The following is a 20637-nucleotide window of genomic DNA, read 5'->3' on the forward strand; positions in this document are numbered from 1 at the left end:
CTACGGTACGATTCATCCTGCTTCGTCCTTTGCCCGTTCCCCGCACCATGGCCATCCAGTCCGATTCGCTTTCCTCCCGTCCCGACGCCCCCCGCATCGTGACGCCGCAGCCGGTGTCGCCCAACGAGGAGTCGATCGAACGCGCGTTGCGGCCCAAGGCGCTGGAAGAATATGTCGGGCAGCAGCGCGCCCGCGAACAGCTCGAAATCTTCATCGCCGCGGCCAGAAAGCGGGGCGAGGCGCTGGACCACGTCCTGCTGTTCGGCCCCCCGGGCTTGGGCAAGACCACGCTGGCGCACATCATTGCGCACGAAATGGGCGTGCAATTGCGTCAGACGTCCGGCCCCGTTCTCGAACGCCCGGGCGACCTGGCCGCGCTGCTGACCAACCTGGAAAAGAACGACGTCCTCTTCATCGACGAGATCCACCGCCTGTCGCCCGTGGTCGAGGAAATCCTTTACCCCGCGCTCGAAGACTTCCAGATCGACATCCTGATCGGCGAAGGGCCGGCCGCGCGCAGCGTGAAGCTGGACCTGCAGCCCTTCACGCTGGTTGGCGCCACGACCCGCGCGGGCATGCTGACCAATCCGCTGCGCGACCGCTTCGGCATCGTGTCGCGGCTCGAGTTCTACAACGCCGCGGATCTGGGCCGCATCGTGACGCGCAGCGCGGGCCTGCTCAATGCCGTCATCACGCCGGACGGCGCGGCCGAGGTGGCGCGCCGCGCCCGCGGCACGCCGCGTATCGCCAACCGCCTGCTGCGCCGGGTGCGCGACTACGCCGAAGTGAAGGCGGGCGGCACCATCGATGCCGACGTGGCGGGCCGCGCGCTCGCCATGCTGGAAGTCGATCCGCAGGGCCTGGACCTGATGGACCGCAAGCTGCTCGAAGCCATCGTCCACAAGTTCGATGGCGGTCCGGTCGGCGTGGACAGCCTGGCCGCGGCCATCGGCGAAGAGCGCGACACGATCGAGGACGTCATCGAGCCGTACCTGATCCAGCACGGTTATCTGCAACGCACGCCGCGCGGCCGCACGGCCACGCTGACCACGTGGCGCCACCTGGGCCTCGCGCCGCCCGCAGGCACCACGGTCGGCAGCGGCGACCTCTTCGGCAAATAGGCTGCCCTCGCGCCGTCATGCCTTCGGGCGGCGCGCAAATCGCGCCGGCGGGTTTATGATCCGAGGGTTTCGTTTCCCCCTCGCGATCTAAGGACCTTATTCCATGCAGCCCGAATTGCCCTCCTATGATGATGTCGCGCGCGCCAGCGAGCGCCTGGCCGGCAACGCACACCGCACGCCCGTCCTGACCTCGGCCACCGCCGATGCCATCGCCGGCGCGTCGCTGTTCTTCAAGTGCGAGAACTTCCAGCGCATGGGCGCCTTCAAGTTCCGGGGCGGCTACAACGCGATCGCGCGCCTCACGCCCGAGCAACGGGCCGCGGGCGTCGTGACGTTCTCGTCGGGCAATCACGCGCAGGCCATCGCGCTGGCCTCCCGGCTGCAAGGGGTCCAGGCCACCATCATCATGCCGCTGGACGCGCCCGCGGCCAAACGCGCCGCCACGGAAGGCTACGGCGGCAAGATCGTCACGTACGACCGCTACACCGAAGACCGCGAGACCATCGCCCGCCGCATCCAGGCCGAAACCGGCGCCACGCTGATCCCGCCGTACGACCACGAGGACGTGATCGCGGGGCAGGGCACGGCCGCCAAGGAATTGTTCGAGGAAGTCGGCGAGCTCGATTACCTTTTCGTGTGCCTGGGCGGCGGCGGCCTGCTGTCGGGCTCGGCCCTGTCCGCCTTCGCGCTCAGCCCGCGCTGCCTGGTCTACGGCGTGGAACCCGAAGCCGGCAATGACGGGCAGCAGTCCTTGCGCAAGGGTGAAATCGTCCGAATCCCCGCGCCCAAGACGCTGGCGGACGGCGCCGCCACCACGCATCTGGGCAATCTCACCTTCCCCCTCATCCAGAAATACGTGCGCGACATCGTCACGGTGACGGATGAACAGCTGGTGACGACCATGAAGTTCTTTGCCGAACGCATGAAGATGGTCGTGGAACCCACGGGCTGCCTGGCGGCGGCGGCCGTCATGCAGAACGTGGTGCCGGTGCGCGGGGCCCGGGTTGGCGTCATCATCAGCGGCGGCAACGTCGATCTTCCGGCCTACGCAAAGCTGCTGGCGGGCTGACGCGCATCAAGCGGCGCGCGCGGCGCCTCGCTCGCGCGCGCTTGCGCATGCCGACCTTGCAGGGCAGAATCGAACCTCGATCCTGACGAACCGGAGGCTACGCCATGCGTATCCTTGTCATTGGCGGCACGGGCTTCATCGGCCGCCACTTGGTAGCACGGCTTTGCGCGGACCCGCATCAGATCGTCGTGCCCACGCGGCTTCTTGCCCGCGGACGCGACCTGCAATTACTTCCCACCGTCACGCTGCTTCAGGCTGACATCCACGACGACGCCGCGCTCGATGGCATGGTGCAAGGGTGCGATGCCGTCGTGAACCTGGTGGGCATCCTGCACGGCAACGTGGGCCGGCCGTATGGGTCCGATTTCGCGCGCGCTCACGTGCATCTGCCGCAGCGCATTACGCAGGCCTGTGTGCGCCATGGCGTGCGGCGCTTGCTTCACGTCAGCGCGCTGGGCGCCGACTCCAGCGGCGACAGCATGTACCAGCGCTCCAAGGGCGACGGAGAAGCCGCCATCAAAGCGGCCTGCCAAGGCCGGCCCGACATCTGCTGGACCATCTTCCGCCCGTCGGTGCTTTTCGGACCCGACGACAACTTCACCAATATGTTCGCGTCGCTGGCGCGTTGGCTGCCGGTGCTGCCGCTGGCGGGCGCCAATGCGCGCATGCAGCCCATCTATGTGGGCGATGTGGTGACCGCCATGGTCAACGCGCTGGCCGACACTCACACCTGCGGCAAGACCTACGAACTGGGCGGGCCGCAGGTCTACACGCTGGGCGAGATCGCGAGGCTGTGCGCCGCCTGGAGCGGGCATCCGCGCCCCGTCATCAGCATGCCGATGGGGGTGGGGCGCATGCAGGCCCGGCTGTTCGAATGCATGCCGGGCACGCCATTGATGTCGCGCGACAACCTGGATTCCCTGCGCCGCGACAACGTCTGCGGCGGGCCCATCGCCCCCGAGTTGCACGTGGTGCCCACGGGCCTGGAGGCCGTGGCACCGCGCTACCTGCAGCACGGCAAGGCGGCCTAGCGCCAGTCAGCGCACCAGCGCCTTGAGCGCCTGTTTGATGCCGTCGGACACGCCTACGCCTTCGGGCAGCGTCTTCAGCGCCGACAGCGATTCCTTCTCGGAGTAGCCCAGCGCCAGCAGGGCATTCAGGATGTCGGACTGGTTGTCGTGCGTGACGTGCGCCGCTGCGCCGATGTCCGCGCCCAGCTTGCCGCGCATCTCCAGCAGCAGCCGTTCCGCGGTCTTCTTGCCGATGCCGGGCACGCGGGTCAGGCGGCCGGACTCCTGCAGCGTGATGGCCTGCGCCAGATCCGCGACCGACAGGCCGGACAGCACGGACAGCGCCGTGCGCGCGCCGATGCCGCTGACCTTGATGAGTTCACGGAACGCGCTGCGCTCGCCGGCCGAGGCAAATCCATACAGGATGTGCGCGTCTTCGCGCACGGTCAGGTGCGTGTAGAGCGTGACGCGCGCGCCCGTCTCGGGCAGCGAATACAGCGTGCTCATGGGCACGTCGATGTCATACCCGATTCCGCCCACATCCACGCAGATCGTGGGGGGCAGTTTTTCGATCAGGGTTCCGGTGATTCTTCCGATCATGGTGAGAGGCCTGCAATGGTGGCGGCCGCGGAACGCGCGGCGAATGCGGGGATTCTATACGGGAGGGCGCTCAGCCGATCAGCCGGCCATTGCGGATGCGGGTCTTGCCGCCCATCCGCAGCGCGCTGCCCAGGCGTTCCAGCTTGTCCTGCAGCGGTCCCACGTGCGCGTGGCAGATGGCGCAGGCCAGCGCGTCGGCCGAGTCGGGGGCCGGCATGCCATCCAGCGCCAGCAGGTGCTGCACCATCATCTGCACCTGCTCTTTCGCGGCGCGGCCGGTGCCGACCACGGCCTTCTTGATCTGCAGCGCGGTGTACTCGTGCACGTCGAGCGAACTGTCGGCCAGCGCGCAAAGCGCCGCGCCGCGGGCCTGGCCCAGCAGCAGGGTGGATGCGGGATTGGTGTTCAGAAAGACGATTTCCAGCGCGGCCACGTCAGGTTGCGTGTCGCGGGCCACCTGGCGCAGGTTGTCCAGGATGACCTTCAGGCGTTCGGACAGCGTCAGCGCCGGCGGGACCACGATGGTCCCGCTGGCCACGTAACGCAGCCGCGAGCCTTCGGCATCGATCACACCGAAGCCGGTGCGGCGCAGGCCGGGATCGATGCCGAGGACGCGCATCAGTGGCGGAAGTGGCGGGTGCCGGTCAGCACCATGGCGATGCCGTGCTCGTCGGCGGCGGCGATGACTTCGTCATCGCGCACGCTGCCGCCCGGCTGGATCACGCAGGTTGCGCCCGCCGCCACCACCACGTCCAGGCCGTCACGGAACGGGAAGAACGCGTCGGATGCCACGGCCGAGCCCTTCAGGGTCAGGCCGGCGTTTTCCGCCTTGATGGACGCGATGCGCGCCGAGTCGATGCGGCTCATCTGGCCCGCGCCCACGCCCAGGGTCATGCCGCCGCCCACGAACACGATGGCGTTGGACTTGACGTACTTGGCGACCTTCCAGGCGAACGACAGGTCGTTCATTTCCTGCTCGGTGGGTTGGCGCTTGGTGACGACCTTGAGGGCGTCGCGCGGCACGTTGTAGGCGTCCGGCGTCTGCACCAGCCAGCCGCCGCCCACGCGCTTGATGTCGAAGGCGTTCTGGCCTGTGCCCATCGGCACTTCCAGCACGCGCACGTTCTTCTTGGCGGCCAGGATGGCCAGCGCGGCGCCGTCGTAGGCGGGGGCGAGCAGCACCTCCAGGAACTGCGCGCTCACGGCCTCGGCCGTCGCGGCGTCAACCGGACGGTTGAAGGCGATGATGCCGCCGAAGGCCGACGTCGGGTCGGTCTTGAAGGCTTGCTGGTACGCGCCCAGCGTGTCGGCCGCAACGGCCACGCCGCAAGGGTTGGCATGCTTGACGATGACGCAGGCGGGCGCTTCGAAGCTGCGCGCGCATTCCCACGCCGCGTCGGCGTCGGCGATGTTGTTGTAGGACAGTTCCTTGCCCTGCAACTGGCGGTAGTTTCCCAGCAGGCCGGCCGGACGCTGCGCGTCCACGTAGAAGGCGGCGCTTTGATGGGGGTTCTCGCCGTAGCGCAGCGCCTGCTCCTGCTTGACCTGCAGGGTCAGCGTGCCGGGCCATTCGTTACGGGCGGGCACGGCGTCCTGCTCGGGCTCGGCCGCGGTCAGGCTGGTCAGGTAGGCGGCGATGGCGCCGTCGTAGGCGGCCGTGTGGGCGTAGACCTTGGCGGCCAGGGCGAGGCGCAGGCCGTAGGAGGTGGCGCCGCCCTTGTCCATTTCGGCCAGGACGCGCGAATAGTCGACCGGGTCGATCACGACCGTGACGCCGCCGGCTTCGGTGCCGTGGTTCTTGGCGGCGGCGCGCAGCATGGCGGGCCCGCCAATGTCGATGTTCTCTACGGCGTCGGCAAACGTGCAATCGGGCTTGGCCACGGTTTCACGGAACGGATACAGGTTGACCACCAGCATGTCGATGCGATCGATGCCAGCCGCCTTGATGGTGTCCATGTGCTCGGCGCTGTCGCGGCGGGCCAGCAGGCCGCCGTGGATCTTGGGGTGCAGCGTCTTCACGCGGCCGTCCAGGATCTCGGGCGAACCGGTGTGAGCGGCCACTTCGGTGACGGTCAGGCCGGAGTCGGCGAGCAGCTTGGCGGTGCCGCCGGTCGAGAGCAGGCGCACGCCACGCGCGGCCAGGGCGCGGGCAAATTCAACGATGCCGGTCTTGTCGGACACCGAAAGCAGGGCGGTTTCGATTTTCATGATGGGACGGAGCGGGGCGGGAGCGCCTTTCTCGTTCTGGTCGGATGGGAAATCTGGAAGCGGCGGCGGCGCGACGCGTGCGCCGCCCGCGCGAGGGAAATCTATACCTGGATATTGTGCGCCAGCAACTTCTTGCGCAGGGTGTTGCGGGTGATGCCCAGCATCTCGGACGCCCGGGACTGGTTGCCGCCCGACCGCTCCAACGCTACTTCAAGCACCGGGCGCTCCACGCAGCGCATGACCATGTCCCACATATCGTGGGGCTCGGACTCGCCCAAGTCTTCGAAATAGCGCTCCAGGCTGGCGCGCACGCATTCTTCCAGGACATCTTTCTTGCTCATTTGAGTACAGATATTTTTATGTTGGTGTTGAGGCGGTCATGCCGCCAGCAGGGCTTCTGCGGCCGGCGCCGGGGTACAGCTGCCGTCGCTTGAGAGGGTGTCGAACCAGTCCGCCACCGCCCGCCATTGGTCGCGGGTGTTGTCGATCAGGTTCATGCGGGCGCAAAACGAATCCGCGCCCGGCAGGCCGTCCACATACCAGCCTATGTGCTTGCGCGCGGTACGTACGCCGGTGTGCTCGCCATAGAAACGGTAGTGGTCGTCGAGATGTTCGAGCAGCAGCTCGCGCATTTCCCCATAAGAGGGAGGGGCCAGTGTTTCGCCCGTGCGCAGGTAGTGGTCGATTTCGCGGAAGATCCACGGGCGGCCCTGGGCCGCCCGGCCAATCATGACCGCATCGGCGCCAGTGTAATCCAGGACGTGCCTGGCCTTGGCGGGCGAGTCGATATCGCCGTTCGCGATCACGGGGATGCCGATTTCAGCCTTGACGGCGCGGATGGTGTCATATTCCGCCTCGCCCGTATAGAGGTCGGCCCGCGTGCGCCCGTGCAGGGTGAGGGCGGCGATGCCCGCGTTTTCGGCCAGCTTGGCCACGCGCAGCGCATTGCGGCTGCTGCGGTCCCAGCCGGTCCGGGTCTTCAGGGTGACGGGCACGCCAAGCGGCGCGCAGGCGGCCACCACGGCGTCCAGGATGCGGACGATCAGGTCTTCGTGGCGCAACAGCGCCGACCCGGACGCCACGTTGCACACTTTCTTGACCGGACAGCCCATGTTGATGTCGATGATCCGGGCGCCCTTGTTGGCGTTGAACGCCGCGGCCTCGGCCATCATGGCCGGATCCGCCCCCGCAATCTGCACGGAAATGGGGGCGATCTCGCCGTCGTGGTTCAGGCGGCGCGATGTCTTGACGCTATCCCACAGTTTGGGGTTGCTGGCGGCCATCTCGGACACCGCGTAACCCGCCCCCAGCTTCTTGCAAAGCTGGCGGAAAGGACGGTCCGTCACGCCCGCCATGGGCGCGACAAGAACGTTGTTGGGAAGGGTCCACTGGCCTATGCGCATGCTCACATTTTAACCGGCTCGATCGAACCCCCATTTTTGGAGGGGCGATGGCCTGGTAACAGATGGGGGGGAACTAGGGGAAGCCGGCCCCTGAACCGGGCCGGATCCGACGGGGATTTACGCGCGGAATCCTTGGAGCAGGTGCTGGGCGAGCGGGGCGCGCAAGGGGGAGGCCAGATCCATCCCCAGCAAGGCGGCGCCGCAGGCGTGTTCCACGGGCGCCAGCCCCGTGGCGAAGATGCGCGGCATGAAATCGGTGAGTCCGGCCGTGATGAAGCGATCCAGATGGCGCGCGCTGGCGAACTCGGCGAGGGCCGGTCCGGGATTGGCGCCGGGACGGGCCAGCCAGCCGGTCAGCGTCTGGGCAAGGCGCGCCGCATCGCGCAGGCCGAGGTTCAATCCCTGGCCCGCCACCGGGTGCAGGGTCTGCGCGGCGTTGCCGATGGCCGCGACCCGGCCGTGCACCTGGGCGCGCCGGGCGGACAGCGCCAGCGGAAAGACATGGCGCGGCGCATGGCTGGTCAGGCGGCCCAGGCGGTCGCCAAAGGCCTGCGTCAGCGCATGCGAGAAAGCGACGTTGTCCAGGGCCGCGAGTTCGGCCGCGCGGTCCGGCGCGCTGCACCAGACGACGGAGAAGGCATCCGGGGTCTGCGGGTGCGGCAGCAGCGCCAGCGGACCTTCGGAGGTGAAGCGCTCCCAGGCCCAGCCGCGCCGCGGCAGGGTGGCGTGGGCGGTGGTCAGCACGGCGTGCTGGTCGTAATCGCGCCGCACATCCGTGGCGCCGGCGCCGTCGGACTGCACGGCGACGCCGCAGAGGATTTCCGTGTCGCCCTGCTGGATGCGCACGCCGTCGGCGTCCTGCATGCCGATCTGCGCCGGGGGGCCGGCCAGCACGGAGACGCCGCACGCGGCCACGCAGTCGTCCAGCTTGGCGTACAGGCCGGAATAGGCCACCACGCTGCCCAGCTGGGGCACGCCAAAATCGGTGTTCTGGATGAGCGTTCGGCCCAGCCGGCCGCGCTGCGACACGTGGATGTTGCGAATGTCGGCCGAGCGTTCGGGCCAGGCATGCATCGACTCCAGCAGCACCCGGCTGCCGTGGTTCATGGCCAGCACGCGCGGATCGGCGGCGGGCACGGCCGCGGCCGGGGTGACGGGTGCCGGTGCGCTGCCCGCGAGCAGGGCGATGCGCGCCGGGTCCGGCGCCACGCGCGCCAGCATCAGGGCCAATACGCGGCCCACGGGGCCGGCGCCAAGAATCGCAATGTCGAAGGCGGAGGAAGTCATGCCCGGATTTTAACCGTCCACTACAATCGCGGCAGCCGCCGCCGCTTGGCGCCTACGCCCCTTTTCCGGTTGATTGACATGACGCAGGCTCAGGCTTCCTCTTCGCTTTCCGCCGTCTCCGCGCGCCGCCCCCGCAGCAAGGTCGCGGTGGGACTCCTGGCCTGCCTGTTCGGCGCGTTTGGCGCGCACTGGTGGTATCTGGGCCGGCGCCACGCCTGGCTGGTGACCGTCTTCGCCGCCGTGTGCCTGTTCTGCGCCGTGCGCTTTTACCCGGTCTGGTACGACAACCCCGCGTTCTTCCTGCTGTTCATTCCCATGATCGACGGGTTCATCGAAAGCGCGGTCTATTCCCTGATGCCGGACGAGAAGTTCGACCGGATCTGCAATCCGGGCCTGGGCAAGGTGACTTCGACAGGCTGGGGGCCGGTGCTGGTCGCCATTCTGGCGTGCCTGGTCGGCGCCATCGCCACCATGTTCGCCATCGCGATGGTGGTGGTCTATGTCTGGGTGGCCATGGGCTGGCTGGACGGCTACGTGCTGTAGGCCGCCCGCTGCATCATTCGCGCATCAGCGCCTCGATCTCGCTGGCCTGCACCGGCACGCCGCGGGTGATCAGTTCACATCCTTCGTCCGTGACCAGCGCATCGTCTTCCGTGCGGATGCCGATGTTCCAGTAGGCCTCTGGCACGTCGTCGGCGGGGCGCACGTAGATGCCCGGTTCGATGGTCAGCATCATCCCGGTTTGCAGCGTGCGCCACGGCCGATCGGTGCCGGGCGCACCGGGCTGGCGGTAGTCGCCGACGTCATGCACGTCCAGGCCCAGCCAGTGGCCGGTGCGGTGCATGTAGAAGCGGCTGTAGTCGCCCGAATCCAGCACGCCGTCCAGCGATCCCTTCAGCAGTTTCAGATCCAGCATGCCCTGCGCCAGGACGCGCAGCGCGGCCTCGTGCGCATCGTTGAAGCTGCGGCCGGGCGCGGTGGCCTGGGCGGCCGCGTCCTGCGCCGCGACGGTCAGGTCATAAAGCGCGCGCTGCGGGCCGCTGTAGCGGCCGTTCGCCGGAAAGGTGCGCGTGATGTCGCTGGCGTAGCTGTCCACTTCGCAGCCCGCATCGACCAGCACCAGATCGCCGTCGCGCAGCACGGCCTCGCCAGCCGGATAGTGCAGAACACAGGCGTTGGCCCCGGCCGCGACGATGCTGTTGTACGCCACGGACTGCGCGCCGTGGCGGCGGAATTCATAAAGCAGCTCGGCCTCGATCTCGTACTCGCGCATGCCGGGCCGCGCCACGCGCATGGCGCGCGCGTGCGCGCCGGCCGAAATCTTGGCCGCGCGCCGCATGGCGGCGATTTCCGAGGCGTCCTTGATGAGCCGCATGTCGGCCAGCAGCGGCCGCACGTCCTGCTGCCGGCTGGGCGGCAGGCGCCCGCCGCGGCTTTTCTCGCGCGCCGCCGCCAGCCAGCGGTGCAGGCGGCCGTCCGTGCGCTTGTCCCCGGCCAGCGGGGCGTACAGGGTCGGATGGTCCAGCATCAGCGCGGGCACCAGTTCGTCCAGCGCGTCGATGGGGTGGGCGTCGTCGAAACCGAAGTGGGCGGCCGCGGCCTCGGGGCCAAAGCGCTTGCCCTCCCACAATTCATGCTCCACGTGACGCGGCCGGCAGAACAGCACGGCGCGGTCTGTCGCGCCCGCCACCAGCACCACCCAGGCATCGGGTTCGGTAAAGCCCGTCAGGTAGAAGAAATCGCTGTCGTGCCGGTAAGGAAATTCCGCGTCGCGGTTGCGGATGGCTTCCGTCGCGGTCGCCAGGATGGCGATGCCGCCGCCTTCCGCGCGCATGCGATCCATCAGGCGCTGGCGCCGCGCGGCGAAAGGGGCGAGGTCGTCGGGAGGCAGGCTCATGTCGGGCGGGCCGGGCGTGCAGCCCCGGCAAGGGCGGAAGATGGGACTACTTTACCTGCCATCCCGCGAATGCAACACCCCGTGGCGTATCCGCGTTGGCCGTGCGGTGATGACTGGACAACGTGCCGGCCGCTGCTACAATCGCCGCTCTGTCATTGGGGAGTAGCCATCCTTTGTCCCCAAAGGAGTCAGCGTCAACAGACTTGGTGGTTCAGTGCTGCGGAGCAGCCGCTAGAACCCCATGGCGCTGACGGCACCCACGTCCGGCTTGCAGCCGCGTGGATCAGCCAGGCGAGACCTTTGGCCGCGTAGCGTTCACCCTTGGCCGGGCGAGCCGCTGCGTCGCGCCATCGGTATCCGCTCGTCCGGCCGCATTCCCATGTTGCTCACCCTTTTTCTGTTCTTCCTGTCCGCGGCAGTGATCTACGTCGCGTGCGAGTTCTTCGTCAATGGCGTCGAATGGGTCGGTCACCGCTTCCAGCTGGGCGCGACCGCCACCGGCACTGTGCTCGCCGCCTTCGGCACCGCGCTGCCGGAAAGCGCCGTCACCTTCATGGCCGTGGTCTTCGGCGATACCCCCGAACAAAAGGACATCGGCGTCGGCGCCGCGATGGGCGGTCCCCTGGTGCTTGCCACGCTGGCCTATGCGGTCGTCGGCCTGGCCCTGTGGCGCGCCCGCCGCGGCAAGCCCACGCAGGCGAACTGTATCAACGCGGACCAGCGCCGGCTGGCCCGCGACCAGGCCTGGTTCATGGGCATCTTCATCTTCAAGGTGGGCCTGGGCCTGCTGGCCTTTGCCTGGAAGCCCTGGCTGGGCTTCGTGTTCCTGGTCACCTATGCGCTATACATCAAGCGTGAGCTCAGCAACGACGAGGCATCCCTGGACAGCGATGACCTCGAACCCCTGAAACTGCGGCCGCGCGACGAAGACCCCTCCATGTTCTGGGCCGTCACGCAGACGGTCATGGCGCTGGTCGTGATCGCCGGCGCCTCGCACGTGTTCGTGAACCAGATCGAATTGCTGGGCATCGCCATGGGCGCCTCGCCCCACGTGGCCGCGCTGCTGCTGGCCCCGGTGGCCACCGAGCTGCCGGAGATCATGAATGCGCTGATCTGGGTGCGCCAGGGCAAGGAACGCCTGGCGCTGGCCAACATTTCGGGCGCCATGATGATCCAGGCGACGATCCCCAGCGCGCTTGGCATCTTCATGACGCCGTGGCTGCTGGACGCCCCGCTGCTCGCGGCGGGCTTTTTCACGATGCTGTCGATCGGACTGCTGTGGCTGCGTTTCCGCCGGTCTGCCATGAGCGTGCCGGCGCTGTCGGCGGTGGGCGGGCTGTACGCGATTTTCGCGGGCTACCTGGGCTGGCACTTTTACGGGTAAAGACGGGCAGGCCGGGCAGGCGCGCGCGTCTGTCCGGTCTTGGCGCTTTTCTGCGTCAAAAATGCACCCAACCCTTGTCCATCAGTACAAACCCGCGTAAACTTTCGCTGTTTTCCATCCCAGGAGCAGTCTTCGTGAATACCGATTCCGGCGAAAGTTGTCGATCTTGCATCGACGTCGCTGTCTGACAGGATCCACGCAGAACTCCGTCTGCCGCATCCTGTCATTCAGCAGGTTGCGGTGTATCCCAGGCGCCAGGCTTCAGCCCGGCCAGTAGCGCAGGCTCTCGGCCTGCCGGGACTCTCCCCAACGTAAACCGCCAGAACCGCCGCTAGTCGCAGCGCCAGCGTTCGTGCACGTTCGTCGTGTCCGCCGCCGGGGCGCTGTCCGGCTGCGCACGTGTTCGCGATCACGCTCCGCCTTCTTGTCATGGAGGTCGTTATGCGTTTCTTCGACTTGTTCCTGCGCCGTGCCGGCGTGGACCGCGCCACCGCCCTGGGCCGCCGCCGCGGCACTTCCCGGCTGACGGTGATCTGTCCGCGCGGCGAGCTCGGCGCACTGCGCAAGCAGATCTGCCTGGACTTCAGCGCCGCTGGCCTGGACGTCGCCCAAGTGCAGGTCGACCAAGGTCAGGATCCCGATCTCGCGTCGGCTTGTATCACGATCAATTGCCCGCCCGAACTGCGGGCTGAATTGATGACGCAAGCGCGCCGTTTGAGCGCCAATCCCGCTGTGCGCCACGTGCATTTCGGCGCGCAGGCCGCGATGGCCTGAACCCCCCAAACATTTCCTTCCCCCGGAGAAATCATGCCTAGCGCCTTAGACCCAGAGCCTCGATTGCGCCCTGTGCGCGGCTCCGGCATGCCTATCTGACCCGTCACTCACTGCGAGCCGACTGGCCGGATAGACATCCCGGTCCGTACGGAACCCGCAGCCTGGAATCCCCGGCCCCGCTTGCGTCCTGCGAGCATCGGCGTCCGGTCCCGGTTCCACCGCCCGCTTCCCTTCCGTTTTCCGCACCCGGCGCGCCATAGACGCGATCCGGACACCGGCAACATTGCTCCGGCGCCTTCGCACGCCCGTCAGCGGCGGCCTCACGGCATTTCCCAGGAAACGCCGCGGTCCGCTGCTGCCTGCGCGCGGCCGCCACCGGCAGGGTCGTCCGTGTCTCCCGCAACAACACCAATAAATGCGGAGCACTCCCATGTTTGCTTTCCTGAAATCCTTTTTTTCTTCCGCCGCGCGTCTGCGCCGCACCGGCCGGCACTTTCGCCGCGCCCCCATCCTTGAACAAGGCGCGGACAACGCCGCGGCTTCCTCCGAGGCCGCCCGCCGCGCCAGCCTGCGCATGGTCGAGACGTCCCGGCTGGGCTTCGATTCCCTGTTCGAGCGGTTCGGCAGCAGCTGGGGCGGACTGTCCGACGCCCAGGCGCAGGCCGCCCGCGAACGGCATGGCGCCAATGAAGTCGACCACGAGAAGCCGCTTTCCTGGCCGCATCACCTGTGGCTGTCCTATCGCAATCCGTTCAACCTGCTGCTGACCGCGCTGGCGGTCCTGTCCTGGCTGACCGACGTGCGCATGGCGGCGCCCGAGGACCAGTCCTGGACGGCCGTTGCGATCATCGGCTCGATGGTGCTGATCTCGACCGTGCTGCGCTTTGTGCAAGAGCAGCGTTCGAACCGCGCCGCCGAAGCCCTGAAGGCGATGGTGCGCAACACCGCGACGGTTCTGCGCAGCGATGCCGGATCGCCTGACGCGGGCAATGGCCGGCGCTTCTTTGGCGCGGCCTTGCACGCCACCGGGTCGCAACAGCGTGAAGTGCCGCTGGCCGATCTGGTGCCCGGCGACGTCGTGCTGCTCTCCGCCGGCGACATGGTCCCCGCCGACTGCCGCATTCTGAATGCCAAGGACCTCTTCGTGGCGCAGGCCGCGCTGACGGGCGAATCGCTGCCTGTTGAAAAGCACATGTCCCCGCGCGTGCAGTCGGCCAACCCGCTCGAACTGGAGAACATGGCCTTCATGGGCACCAACGTGGTCAGCGGCGCGGGCAGCGCGCTGGTGGTGGCGACCGGCTCGGACACGTACTTCGGCCAGTTGGCTGGCCGGGTCACGCAGACCTCGCGCGCGCCCACGCAATTCCAGCAAGGCATCAACCGCGTGAGCTGGATCCTGATCCGCTTCATGCTGGTGATGGCGCCGGTGGTGATGCTCATCAACGGCTTTACCAAGGGCGACTGGCTGGAGGCGCTGCTGTTCGCGCTGGCCATCGCCGTGGGCCTGACGCCCGAAATGCTGCCCATGATCGTCACGGCCACGCTGGCCAAGGGAGCCGTGCGCATGTCCCGCCGCAAGGTCGTCGTCAAACGTCTGGACGCGATCCAGAACCTGGGCGCCATGAACGTGCTGTGCACCGACAAGACCGGCACGCTGACGCAGGACCGCATCGTGCTCGAGCGTCACACCGACGTCTATGGCGCGGCCAGCGACGACGTGCTGGCCTATGCCTACCTGAACAGCTACTACCAGACGGGCCTGAAGAACCTGCTGGACGTGGCCGTGCTGGAGCATGCGGAAGTGGCGCGCAGCCTGGACCTGGCGGGCCGCTACCGCAAGATCGACGAGATTCCGTTCGACTTCTCGCGCCGCCGCATGTCCGTCGTGGTGAACGAGACCGAAAACGGCCGCGACCACCACGAACTGATCTGCAAGGGAGCGCTCGAGGAAATGCTGGAAGCCTGCACGCGTCTGCGCGTGGGCAGCGAAGTGCATCCGCTGACCGACGCGCGCCGCGCCGACATCCGTCACGTGACGGCGGGTCTGAACCGGGAGGGCCTGCGCGTCATTGCCGTCGCCGTGAAGGAACTGCCGCCCACGCAGCAGGCCTACGGCGTGGCGGACGAATCCGACCTGGTGCTGGTGGGATACATCGCATTCCTGGATCCGCCCAAGGAGTCGACCGGGCCCGCGCTGGCCGCGTTGAAGGACTCGGGCATCGAGGTCAAGGTGCTGACCGGCGACGTCGAACTCATCACGCGCAAGGTCTGCCGCGAGGTGGGACTGGATGTGCGCAAGGTGTACCTGGGCGCCGAGATCGAGGCGATGGACGACGCCGAGCTGGCGGTCGCCGTGCGCGAGGCCAACGTGTTTGCCCGGCTGGCGCCGATTCACAAGGAACGCATCGTTCGCAGCCTGCGCGCGCAGGGCGACACGGTGGGCTTCATGGGAGACGGCATCAACGACGCCCCGGCGCTGCGCGCGGCGGACGTGGGCATCTCGGTGGATTCCGCGGTGGATATCTCGAAGGAGGCCGCCGACATCATCCTGCTGGAAAAGAGCCTGATGGTGCTGGAGGACGGCGTGATCGAAGGCCGCAAGACCTTCTGCAACATGCTCAAGTACCTGAAGATGACGGCCAGCTCGAATTTCGGCAACGTGTTTTCGGTGCTGGTCGCCAGCGCCTTCCTGCCCTTTCTGCCGATGCTGCCCATCCATCTGCTGCTGCAGAACCTGATGTACGACATCTCGCAGACGGCGATTCCGTTTGACAATGTCGACGAAGAATTGCTGAAGCAGCCGCAGCGCTGGGATCCGGAAGGCCTGGGCCGATTCATGGTGTTCTTCGGTCCGATCAGCTCGATCTTCGATATCGCGATGTACGCCGTCATGTGGTTCGTGTTCCAGGCCAATTCGCCCGAGCATCAGACGCTGTTCCAGTCCGGCTGGTTTGTCGAGGGCCTGTTGTCGCAGACGCTGATCGTGCATATGATCCGCACTCGCCGGATTCCTTTCCTGCAAAGCCGCGCGTCCTGGCCCCTGATGGGGATGACGCTGATGGTGATCACGTTGGGACTGGTGCTGCCGTTCTCGCCGCTGGCGGAGTACTTCCAGTTGCAGGCGCTGCCCTGGAGCTACTTCCCCTGGCTGGTCGGCATCCTCCTGGGATATTGCGTGCTGACGCAGACGCTCAAGCACTTCTGGGTCCGCCGCTACGGCTGGCAGTAGGCTGATGCAACCGGCGGCGGGCTCCGCGCCCGCCGCCAACGCAAGGAAAGATCATGAGAATTGCATTTTTCGCCGCCTTGGCGGCGGCCGGCCTGATGCCCTCCTGCGTGGCGGTGGCCGCGGATGGCGGCACCAGCGTGCAGCTGTACGGCATTGTGGACGCCGGCGTTGCCGTGACCCGGGTGTCGGGGCAGGGCAGCCAAAGCGGCCTGCTGAACGGCGGCCTGACGGACTCGCTGTGGGGCCTGCAGGGGACGGAAGACCTGGGCTCCGGGTGGGCCGCCAGCTTCCAGCTTGAAAGCGGCTTTGACCCTTCCAGCGGCACCGCGGCCGACAGCAGCCGGCTCTTCAACTATGGCGCCTGGATCGGCTTGGCCCATGCCAGCTACGGCGACCTGCGCCTTGGCCGCCAGTACACAGTCGGCCAGACCTATGGCAACGCGCTTGAGATCGCCTCGTGGAAAGACATGGGCATGGGGGCGACCTTCAAGGCGTCCGACAATTACCAATTCAGCAACATGGTGAACTGGTATTCCCCGCAATGGCAGGGGTTCCAGGCCGGGGTCGGCTACGCCTTCGACGCGGATGGACAGGACCAATTTCGCACCAACCAGAACACTCGTGCAATCAGTCTCGGCCTGAAGTATGAGGACGGGCCGCTCCTGGCCGTGGCCACCTGGGAACAATTGCGCCTGGCCACCCCGCCCGCGCAGGCGGGCGGGCGTCCGCAGGCATTCCAGGTGGGCGCCTCGTACGACTTCGAGGTGGTCAAGGTGTCTCTTGCCTGGTCGCGCCAGCGCAACGGTTACGTGGGACTGGACGGCGGCGACCCCGACGGACTGGGCCTCGGGTTGGGACCCGCGGCCTTCGTGCAGGGCGGCACGGTCGACGCCTGGCTGGTCGGGGTCAGTGTTCCGGCCGGGCCGGGCGCCGTCCTGGTGCAATGGTCGCTGGCCCGGCCCGATTGGCGTTGGGACAATGGCATGACGGCGCGCAATGCGCAGGTTGCGACGCTGGGCTATACCTACGACCTGTCCCCGCGCACGACGCTCTATGCCTTCGCGGGCTACGCGTCGAACTACACGCTGGATAACCAGTTCGACCCCGGCAACGCCCACACCACGCGCATCGGCACGGGCGTGACACACCGTTTCTGACACGTTCCAGCCCGGGCAGGCGCCCGGCAGCGCGCGATGGCGGGGTCTACTACAATCGCCGAAAGACGGCGCCGGGCGCCGGCCCTTGTCTTCGCGTCGTTTCTCGGATGGCACGCATGGATAGTCTCGAATGGCTCGTACCCTGGGAGTTCTCTCCCACGCTGGTGGCTTCCTTCCTGGTGGCCATCGTGCTGTTCGTACGCGGCCAACGGGTTCATCACGTCACGCGCGCGCGTCAGATCCTTTTCTGGACGGGGATGGTCCTCCTGTACCTGTCCCTGCACACCCGGCTCGACTATTACGCCGAGCGCATGTTCTTCATCCATCGCATCCAGCATCTGGTGCTGCACCATCTTGGGCCGCTGCTCGTCATGGCGGCCTTCCCGGGGCAGGTGATGCGGGCGGGATTGCCGATGCGGTGGCGGTTGCGGCTGCGCGATTTCCTGCGCACCGGCACGGGCCGGGCCACGGTGGCGGTGCTGACCCACAAGATCTTCGTGCCGGCGCTTTTCGTGTTCCTGGTGCTGATCTGGCTGATTCCGTCGGTGCAGTTCTACTCGATGCTCGACTGGCGTCTTTACCGCCTCATGAACTGGTCGGTCGTGATCAGCGGGTTCATGTACTGGAACCTGATCCTGGACCGCCGTCCCGCGCCCCCCGCGGCCATGTCGCCCGGCGGACGCGTCATTTCGCCGGTGGCGACCATGCTGCCGCAAATGGTGGCGGGCGCCGTCATCGCCTTCACGGAGAGCGACATCTATCCGCTCTTTGAGCTATGCGGGCGTGCGATTGCCATGTCGGCGCAGACGGATCAGACCATTGGCGGACTGACGATGTGGATTCCCGCTGCGCTCGTTGAGGTGATCGGGCTGATGGTGGCGTTGGGCACGCTGATGCGCCTGTCGGCCAAGGGGCGGCTGCGCAAGGCGGACCGCGATGCGCGCGCGCGCGCCAAGTCGGGCGCGGCGCTGTCTTCCTGAACCCGGCGGTGAACGCGGCACTGATGTGCCCATTCCCGCCAGGCCGCGCCGGTCACTCCGGCAGCAGGCCGTGATACTTCTTGCCCAGCGCCACGGTGGCCTGGAACATCCCCGCCTTGTTGCCGCAGTCGTAGCGCACGCCATCGAAGCGGTGCGCATAGACCTCGCGCTCGCGCATCAGCGAGGCGATGCCGTCGGTCAACTGGATTTCGTTGCCCGCGCCCATCTTGGTCGAGCGCAGATGGTCGAAGATCGCCGCTTCCAGCACATAGCGGCCCACCACGGCCAGCGTCGACGGCGCGGCTTCGGGATCCGGCTTTTCAACGATGTGCGTGACGCGTTCGGTGCGGCCATCCGCCTGCGTGTCGCCCGTGTGCGTGGCCACGATGCCGTACTTGCGGGTGTCGGCGCGCGGCACGTCCTGCACACCCAGCACGCTGGCGTTGCGCGCCACGGCGACGTCCACCAGCTGCTTCATCGCGGGCGTATCGGCGTCGATCAGGTCGTCGGCCAGCAGGACCGCAAAGGGCTCGTCGCCCACGGCGGGGGCGGCCGACAGCACGGCATGGCCCAGGCCCAGCGGGGCCGATTGGCGAATATAGAGGCAATTGACGTGCGCGGGTAGAATGCCCCGCACCATCGCCAGCAGTTCATGCTTGCCCTTGCTTTCCAGGTCGGATTCCAGCTCGGGCGCGGAGTCGAAATGATCTTCGATGGCGCGCTTGTTTCGGCCAGTCACGAATATGAGATCGGTAATCCCCGCAGCGACGGCTTCTTCCACCGCGTACTGAATGAGGGGCTTGTCGACCACGGGCAGCATTTCCTTGGGCATCGCCTTGGTGGCGGGCAGGAAGCGGGTGCCCATGCCGGCGACAGGGAAAACGGCTTTACGGACGGGACGCATTGAGACCTCGTTGAGGATTCGATGAAACATTTTAAGCTCATCGCTATCATAGGCTTATGAACCGCAGGAAAATGCCATCCATTTGCTCGATTGCGAAACGGGGCGCGATCGCGAGCCTTTGCGCGGCGCTCGCCATGCCCGTTGCCCCCGTCACGGCGTGGGCGCAGCCGGTCGGGCTGCCTTCCATGGGCGCCGCCTCGTCGTCCGACCTGTCGCCCATGCTGGAGCGCACGCTGGGTGAAGCGATCATGTCGCAGGGCCGCCGCGACCCTTCCTATATCGATGATTCCGAACTCAGCCAGTACCTCACGACGATGGGGCGCAAGCTTGCGGCGTTCGCGCCGGGCGGCGTGCCCGAGGTCGAGATGTTCGGCGTGCGGGATCCCGAGATCAACGCGTTCGCCATGCCGGGCGGCTTCATCGGGATCAATACGGGCCTGATCGTGTCGTCGGCCAGCGAATCCGAGCTGGCCGCCGTGGTGGCCCACGAAATCGGACACGTCGTGCAGCGCCACATTGCGCGCGGCATGACCCAGCAGAACCAGAACGGCATGCTGATGCTGGCCAGCCTGGCGGGCGCGCTGCTGGCGGCGTTGGCGGGCGGCGGCGGCAACCTGTCGATGGGCGTGGCCGCCTTCGGGCAGGCGGCGGCCATCAACCGCCAACTGGGATTCTCGCGCGACGCGGAACGCGAGGCCGACCGCGCTGGCTTGCAGATGCTGACGAAGGCTGGCTACGACGCCGACGGCATGTCTCAGATGTTTGCGCGCCTGATGAACGCATCGCGCCTGAACGAAGGCGCGGGCGGCGGCTCGTGGGCCAGCACCCACCCGCTGTCGATCGAGCGTATGTCGGACGTGCAGAACCGCGCCCGCGCGCTGCCGGCCTCACGGCATCTGGACAGCGACGACTTCTGGTACATCCGTGCCAAGATGCGCGTGGTGCAGGGCCGCGACACGGTTGGCCTGCGCACGGCCGGCCAGCAGTTGCAGGACGAGGCCCAGGCCCTTTCGGGCGTGCGGCAGTCCGCCGCGTATTACGGGCTGGCCCTGCAGAACTTCCAGCGCAACAACCTGCCGGAAGCGGAGCGCTACTGGAACCTGGCTTCCGCCAATGGCCGCAGTTCACCGCAGCTGGCAAAGCTTGCCGTGGATATCGCGCTGGCACGCAAGGATTATCCGCAGGCGATGTCGCTTGCCCAGGCGGGCACCAAGCGCTATCCCGATCATCGCGCGCTGGGCATTGCCTACGCCCAGGCGCTGCAGGCTAATGGCCGGCATGCCGAGGCGCAGGATTACCTGCGCGAGAAGATCAAGCAGTGGGGCAGCGACGAACCGAGCCTGTATCAGATGCTGGCGCAAAGCGAAGAGCGCAACGGCAAGCCGGTGCAGGCGCGCCGCGACCTGGCCCGCTACTACGTCATGACGGGTGCGTACGCCGCCGCGGAGTCGCAGCTGCAACAGGCGCGCGGCCTGTCCAACGACTTCTACGAGCAGTCGCAGATCGACGTGCAGATCAAGGAAGTCAAGGACAAGCTGGCCGAAGAGCGCCGGCTGCTCGAGCGCTTCAAGTCAGGTTGACACAAGGTGTCTGACGCCCCTGAGGCAGTGTCGC

Annotated in this window: 18 protein-coding genes and 1 riboswitch; of the genes, 10 read left to right on the plus strand and 8 right to left on the minus strand. The window is 67.2% G+C overall.

Annotation, left to right across the window (positions count from 1 at the left end):
- The first annotated feature begins 47 nt into the window (after nt 1–47).
- The 3 genes from ruvB (at nt 48) to QEP15_RS04445 (ending at nt 3221) form a co-directional block, all read left to right on the plus strand.
- A complete protein-coding gene (gene ruvB, locus QEP15_RS04435; RefSeq protein ID WP_217618750.1) occupies nt 48–1121 on the plus strand; it encodes a Holliday junction branch migration DNA helicase RuvB in 1074 nt (357 codons plus the stop codon).
- A gap of 103 nt (nt 1122–1224) precedes the next feature.
- Complete coding sequence (locus tag QEP15_RS04440) at nt 1225–2190, plus strand: threo-3-hydroxy-L-aspartate ammonia-lyase (RefSeq protein WP_056321169.1); 966 nt, start codon at nt 1225–1227, stop codon at nt 2188–2190.
- Between the two features lie 104 nt (nt 2191–2294).
- Nucleotides 2295–3221, plus strand: a complete 927-nt coding sequence (locus QEP15_RS04445; protein ID WP_217618749.1) for a complex I NDUFA9 subunit family protein — start codon at nt 2295–2297, stop codon at nt 3219–3221.
- A 6-nt stretch (nt 3222–3227) separates the two neighbouring features.
- Here QEP15_RS04445 and ruvA read toward each other — a convergent pair whose 3' ends face one another.
- The 6 genes from ruvA to QEP15_RS04475 all read right to left on the minus strand — a co-directional run bounded on the left by ruvA (nt 3228) and on the right by QEP15_RS04475 (nt 8698).
- Nucleotides 3228–3800, minus strand: a complete 573-nt coding sequence (gene ruvA, locus QEP15_RS04450; RefSeq protein ID WP_128830056.1) for a Holliday junction branch migration protein RuvA — start codon at nt 3798–3800, stop codon at nt 3228–3230.
- Between the two features lie 70 nt (nt 3801–3870).
- Nucleotides 3871–4419, minus strand: a complete 549-nt coding sequence (ruvC, locus tag QEP15_RS04455; protein ID WP_056321180.1) for a crossover junction endodeoxyribonuclease RuvC — start codon at nt 4417–4419, stop codon at nt 3871–3873.
- Nucleotides 4419–6008 (minus strand): bifunctional phosphoribosylaminoimidazolecarboxamide formyltransferase/IMP cyclohydrolase, encoded by a 1590-nt coding sequence (gene purH, locus QEP15_RS04460; protein ID WP_063953103.1) that lies wholly within the window; start codon nt 6006–6008, stop codon nt 4419–4421. Before purH ends, ruvC begins: the two co-directional genes overlap by 1 nt.
- A gap of 101 nt (nt 6009–6109) precedes the next feature.
- The gene (locus tag QEP15_RS04465; protein ID WP_006217670.1) at nt 6110–6349 is read right to left on the minus strand and encodes a helix-turn-helix domain-containing protein; all 240 of its coding nucleotides are present in this window, start codon (nt 6347–6349) and stop codon (nt 6110–6112) included.
- Between the two features lie 36 nt (nt 6350–6385).
- Entirely contained in the window at nt 6386–7411 is a 1026-nt protein-coding gene (dusB, locus tag QEP15_RS04470) for a tRNA dihydrouridine synthase DusB (protein ID WP_056321185.1), read from the minus strand.
- A 117-nt stretch (nt 7412–7528) separates the two neighbouring features.
- On the minus strand, nt 7529–8698 hold the full coding sequence (locus QEP15_RS04475; RefSeq protein ID WP_217618748.1) for a UbiH/UbiF/VisC/COQ6 family ubiquinone biosynthesis hydroxylase: 1170 nt from the start codon (nt 8696–8698) through the stop codon (nt 7529–7531).
- A gap of 78 nt (nt 8699–8776) precedes the next feature.
- Between QEP15_RS04475 and QEP15_RS04480 the strand changes: the two genes are divergently transcribed.
- Nucleotides 8777–9241, plus strand: a complete 465-nt coding sequence (locus tag QEP15_RS04480; RefSeq protein WP_175156627.1) for an NINE protein — start codon at nt 8777–8779, stop codon at nt 9239–9241.
- A gap of 13 nt (nt 9242–9254) precedes the next feature.
- Here QEP15_RS04480 and QEP15_RS04485 read toward each other — a convergent pair whose 3' ends face one another.
- Nucleotides 9255–10595, minus strand: a complete 1341-nt coding sequence (locus QEP15_RS04485; RefSeq protein ID WP_152383556.1) for an aminopeptidase P N-terminal domain-containing protein — start codon at nt 10593–10595, stop codon at nt 9255–9257.
- 144 nt (nt 10596–10739) lie between these two features.
- Nucleotides 10740–10931, plus strand: a riboswitch (yybP-ykoY riboswitch).
- 43 nt (nt 10932–10974) lie between these two features.
- Here QEP15_RS04485 and QEP15_RS04490 point away from each other — a divergent pair.
- From QEP15_RS04490 to QEP15_RS04510, 5 genes are all read left to right on the plus strand, one after another.
- On the plus strand, nt 10975–11979 hold the full coding sequence (locus tag QEP15_RS04490; RefSeq protein WP_056321193.1) for a sodium:calcium antiporter: 1005 nt from the start codon (nt 10975–10977) through the stop codon (nt 11977–11979).
- Between the two features lie 441 nt (nt 11980–12420).
- Complete coding sequence (locus tag QEP15_RS04495; protein WP_062840354.1) at nt 12421–12753, plus strand: hypothetical protein; 333 nt, start codon at nt 12421–12423, stop codon at nt 12751–12753.
- A gap of 430 nt (nt 12754–13183) precedes the next feature.
- Nucleotides 13184–15982, plus strand: coding sequence for a magnesium-translocating P-type ATPase (gene mgtA, locus QEP15_RS04500; protein WP_280148506.1), 2799 nt, complete (start codon nt 13184–13186; stop codon nt 15980–15982).
- Between the two features lie 53 nt (nt 15983–16035).
- Complete coding sequence (locus tag QEP15_RS04505) at nt 16036–17139, plus strand: porin (RefSeq protein WP_280148507.1); 1104 nt, start codon at nt 16036–16038, stop codon at nt 17137–17139.
- A gap of 107 nt (nt 17140–17246) precedes the next feature.
- The gene (locus tag QEP15_RS04510) at nt 17247–18119 is read left to right on the plus strand and encodes a cytochrome c oxidase assembly protein (protein WP_142050699.1); all 873 of its coding nucleotides are present in this window, start codon (nt 17247–17249) and stop codon (nt 18117–18119) included.
- Between the two features lie 52 nt (nt 18120–18171).
- Here the strand turns inward: QEP15_RS04510 and galU are convergent, their stop codons facing one another.
- Nucleotides 18172–19023: a UTP--glucose-1-phosphate uridylyltransferase GalU gene (gene galU / locus QEP15_RS04515; protein WP_056322690.1), complete on the minus strand. Its 852-nt coding sequence runs from the start codon at nt 19021–19023 to the stop codon at nt 18172–18174.
- A gap of 56 nt (nt 19024–19079) precedes the next feature.
- Between galU and QEP15_RS04520 the strand changes: the two genes are divergently transcribed.
- The gene (locus QEP15_RS04520) at nt 19080–20603 is read left to right on the plus strand and encodes a M48 family metalloprotease (protein ID WP_280148508.1); all 1524 of its coding nucleotides are present in this window, start codon (nt 19080–19082) and stop codon (nt 20601–20603) included.
- Nucleotides 20604–20637 lie beyond the last annotated feature (34 nt).

Source organism: Achromobacter mucicolens, assembly GCF_029866465.1.
Classification (GTDB): Bacteria; Pseudomonadota; Gammaproteobacteria; order Burkholderiales; family Burkholderiaceae_B; genus Achromobacter; species Achromobacter mucicolens.